Origin of the sequence: Daejeonella sp., assembly GCF_044342615.1 — a bacterium.
In the GTDB taxonomy this organism is placed as follows: Bacteria; Bacteroidota; Bacteroidia; order Sphingobacteriales; family Sphingobacteriaceae; genus Daejeonella.
The window spans coordinates 1-4475 of the sequence record NZ_JBIIPN010000175.1; the positions used below are offsets into that span (position 1 = coordinate 1).

4 protein-coding genes are annotated in these 4475 nt (G+C 37.8%); 2 read left to right on the forward strand and 2 right to left on the reverse strand.

Going from position 1 to position 4475, the window contains the following annotated elements:
- A partial coding sequence (locus ACIQ0D_RS11725; protein WP_395805830.1) for a diacylglycerol kinase family protein occupies nucleotides 1–305 on the reverse strand: 305 nt, incomplete at its 3' end.
- A gap of 132 nt (nucleotides 306–437) precedes the next feature.
- Complete coding sequence (locus tag ACIQ0D_RS11730; protein WP_395805832.1) at nucleotides 438–494, reverse strand: hypothetical protein; 57 nt, start codon at nucleotides 492–494, stop codon at nucleotides 438–440.
- Nucleotides 495–659: 165 nt separating this feature from the next.
- Between ACIQ0D_RS11730 and ACIQ0D_RS11735 the strand changes: the two genes are divergently transcribed.
- Together ACIQ0D_RS11735 and ACIQ0D_RS11740 are read left to right on the forward strand one after the other, a co-directional pair.
- Entirely contained in the window at nucleotides 660–2795 is a 2136-nt protein-coding gene (locus ACIQ0D_RS11735; protein ID WP_395805834.1) for an RND family transporter, read from the forward strand.
- A gap of 294 nt (nucleotides 2796–3089) precedes the next feature.
- A partial coding sequence (locus tag ACIQ0D_RS11740; protein WP_395805836.1) for a class I tRNA ligase family protein occupies nucleotides 3090–4475 on the forward strand: 1386 nt, incomplete at its 3' end.

A 4475-nucleotide genomic window follows, 5' to 3' on the forward strand; every position in this document is an offset into this window, starting at 1 on the left:
GCAAAAATAGCTGCCATCAATACCGCCGCCGCCGAAATATCCTTAATTAAGCCCGCTTTGAGATTAAATTCCGGTGAAACTAAATCAACTAAAGTTTCGATTGCCGTATTGATCAACTCCACAATAAGCACCAGTAAAATCGCAGCAATTATCCAAATCCATTCGCTTATCGCGATTTGAAGAATATAGCTTAAAATCAGTGCCAAAACCGCTAAAAAGGCATGAATTCTGAAATTCAGCTGTGTTTTAAAGGAATATTTAATCCCATTAAAAGCAAAATAAAATCCTTTAAAAAACTTCTTCATGCCCTATTAGAATTTTTGTTTTTTGACATAGCAAATCAAAATCGAAGCCAAAATCAGCTATTTGTAACCTAAAAAACACATAATTAAACAGCAAATTAAGAATTTTTGTAGTTTTGTTAGCTTTACACACGCTTACATCCTAAAACAAGCCTTATGTGGAATAACTTTTCCAAATTTATACTTTCTAATCGTATATCTATTCTTATTGCTTTCTTTCTAATCACGGTATTCATGACCTGGAAGGCAAGTTTTGTCAAGTTATCCTATACAGGAAGCAAGATTTTACCTCTTACCGACTCTGCTTTTATTGATTATAACAATTTTAAGAGCCAATTTGGTGAAGATGGAAACATGATGGTTTTAGGGGTTAGCACTCCTGATTTATTCAAAAAGGAGCAGTTTAATGCTTGGAAAGCTCTTGCCGATGACATTCAAAAATTAGAAGGAATAAAGCAGGTACTTTCTATCGGTAATCTTTATGATTTACAGAAAGACACTACTAATCAACGTTTTGTGCTGAAACAATTAAGTGGAAAAGCAGTGCTAACTGATGCCGAAATGGATAGTATTAAGCAGCGTATGTATGAGCTTCCTTTTTACGAAGGACTCCTATATAACAAAGAAAAAAATGCCACATTAATGGCAATAAACATCGATTTCAAGGTTTTAAATACCAAAGAAAGAGGCCCCGTAATTCAATCTATTCTTGATAAAGCAAAAGCATATAGTGAGCTGACAAAAAATGAGGTACATTATTCCGGACTCCCATTCATTCGAACAGCTGTTAGTCAGCTGGTTTCTAGGGAGTTTGTATTATTCCTCGGACTTTCAATTTTAGTAGCAGCAGTCATTTTATTTATCTTTTTCCGTAAACTTTATCCAGTTCTTTTCCCAATATTACTGGTGATTGTGGGTGTAATTTGGAGTCTGGCCACTTTGGTCATGTTTGGTTATGAAATCACCATTTTAACGGGATTAATTCCACCACTCATTGTAATTATCGGAATTCCCAACAGTATTTTATTGCTCAATAAATATCATAATGAACTTCGCAAGCATGGCGATAAAGCCAAAGCGTTAAATGTGACTATTTTACGAATCTCGGAGACCACTTTAATCGCAAATATTACCGCCGCTATCGGATTTGGGGTTTTATACTTCACGGGAAGTGCACTTTTAGTTGAATTTGGGGTGGTAGCAGCATTGAATGTGATGTTTACCTGGTTTATTTGTCTCTGTCTGATTCCGATAATTTTCAGTTATTTACCAGCGCCGAAATTGAAAGCCCAAGAAGAGCATGACAATGGCTTTTTACAACGATTATTGGTTAAAACAGATGATTTAGTCCATAACCGTAGTAAATTGATTTACGTTGCCACGATACTCATTACCCTAATTTCGGCAATTGGAGTCTTGAAAATCAATGTGAATGGCTATGTGGTAGATGATTTACCACAAAACTCGCCAATTATCAAAGATCTTCAGTTTTTTGAGAAGAACTTCGAGGGAATTTTACCTTTAGAAATTGGGATTGATACCCGCAAGAAAAATGGCGTCTTGAATCTTTCTACCATCAAAAAAGTAGATCGAATGGAAGAAATGATTTCGGCATATCCAGAATTTTCGCGTTCAGTATCCTTAAATCAGGCTTTAAAATATGCATCTCAAGCATTTTACAATGGCGATCCACAGTTTTTCCGCATCCCAAATGATATGGAAAAGAATTTCGTTTTGAGCTATTTAGCTAATTCGGGTGGGAATAATGATATGCTTAAAGGCTTTATTGATAGCAATAAACAAGTAGCGCGTGTAAGCTTCCAAATGGCTGATGTGGGCTCTAAACGCATGAATGAGCTCATGGAAGAGTTAAAACCCCGCATCGACTCGATTCTTAATCCCGAGCGTTTTGATGTACTAATGACTGGCTCAAGCATCATTTTTTCGAAGGGAACCGATTATATGTTAACTCATCTAGTGGAAAGCATACTTTTAGCCATTTTCTTAATCTCGATGCTTCGACTTTGGCAGTTTAAAGATTTGAAAATTATGTTTATTTCCTTATTGCCGAATATTGTCCCGCTAATTATTACTGCCGGTTTAATGGGATTTTTCAATATTCCACTAAAGCCATCCACTATTTTAATATTTACCATTGCTTTTGGCTTGGCCTCAGATCAAACCATTTACTTCCTGACTCGCTATCAGCAAGAATTACAAACGACCGATTTTAGCACTTCTAAAGTCATTTCTGATACCATTCGCGAGACCGGCATCAGCATGACTCATATTGCCTTGGTCTTGTTTTTTGGCTTTGGCATATTTACAGCCAGCACTTTTGGAGGCACCATGATTTTAGGGTTACTCCTTTCAATTACCCTGATTATTGCCCTGATTTCGAACCTTACCTTACTACCAGCGCTTCTAGTTTTATTGGATAAACGTAAGAGGAAAAAGATTGCTAAGGCAAAAGGTGAGACTTGGGATATGTAGGGCTTTCCCTCTGGTGGGCCCTCTGGGAAAGTGGTACGGTGACCACACCGACCACAGGGAAAGTGGTACGGTGATAACACCGACCACAGGGAATCCACAGGGAATCCACATCTAAAGAGCCACACTCCTTCCAGATGTCGCCAGCCTGACAACTGACAACTGACAACGGATAACCGATAACTGATAACCGAGTAAAGACAACTCAAAACCAACAATACATAAAATCAAAAAAACTCCCTTTTTAACCCTTAAATTTCTTAAATTGCGCCCTCAAAATTGAAGGTTAAAACACTGATGTACAAAGAATATAAGCAACTTGATTTATCACAAACAGGGAAAGATATTTTAGAATACTGGAAAGAAAACCAGGTATTTGAAAAAAGTATCGCTAATCGTCCTGCTTCTAAACCTTATACTTTTTACGAGGGACCGCCATCCGCGAACGGTATGCCAGGTATTCACCACGTAATGGCACGCTCAATTAAAGACATTTTTTGTCGCTATAAAACCCTCAAAGGCTTCCGCGTAGAGCGCAAAGGTGGTTGGGATACACATGGTCTTCCTATCGAACTAGCTGTTGAGAAAAAGCTTGGTATAACCAAAGAAGATATCGGTAAAACCATCACTGTTGATGCTTATAACGAAGCCTGCCGTACAGAAGTAATGAAATATACGGATGTTTGGAATGACCTGACCGAGAAAATGGGCTATTGGGTGGATCTCCAGCATCCATACATCACCTATGAGAATAGTTATATTGAGACCCTTTGGTGGATATTAAAACAATTTCATGAAAAAGGCCTTTTGTACAAAGGTTATACCGTTCAACCTTATTCTCCTGCAGCGGGTACCGGACTGAGCTCTCACGAGTTAAATCAGCCTGGGACATATAAAATGCTGAAGGATACCTCAATTGTGGCACAATTTCATCTTAAAAATGACCAAAAACATCCTTTGATGGATAAATTAATTGATCATGAAGGTGAAAATACCTGCATTTTAGCATGGACAACCACTCCATGGACTTTACCTTCAAATTGTGCGCTTGCCGTTGGGGTAAACATCAATTATGTTAAAATTAAGACTTTCAATCCCTATACTTTTCTTCCAGTGAGCGTTATTCTTGCTAAGGATCTCGTTTCAAAATATTTCAAAGAGGAAGCACAAAGCATTGATTTTAAGGACTATAAAGGAGGTGATAAACTAATTCCTTGGCAAATAGTAAATGAATTTAAGGGTTCAGAATTACTTGGCCTTCGTTACCATCAATTGATGCCTTATGTAACGAATGAAAATTTAGAGCAAAATGCATTCCGTGTTATTCCTGCTGATTTTGTAACAACCGAAGATGGTACAGGTATTGTTCATACCGCATCTGTTTTTGGTGCCGACGATTTTAGAGCTTGCCGCGAAAACAATGTCCCTTCTGTAATGGTTATCGATGAAAAAGGGAATGAATTCCCATTGGTTGATAAGCAAGGGCGCATGGTTCCAGAAGTGACAGACTTTGCAGGAAAATTCGTTAAAGAAGAATATTATAGCGATGAAGAGCGCAAAAACCCTGATTTCAGGCCTACAGACGTACTCATTGCCATCAAATTAAAAGAAGATAACAAGGCTTTCGATGTAAAAAAATACGAGCACAGTTACCCACATTGCTGGAGAACGGATAAGCCCGTT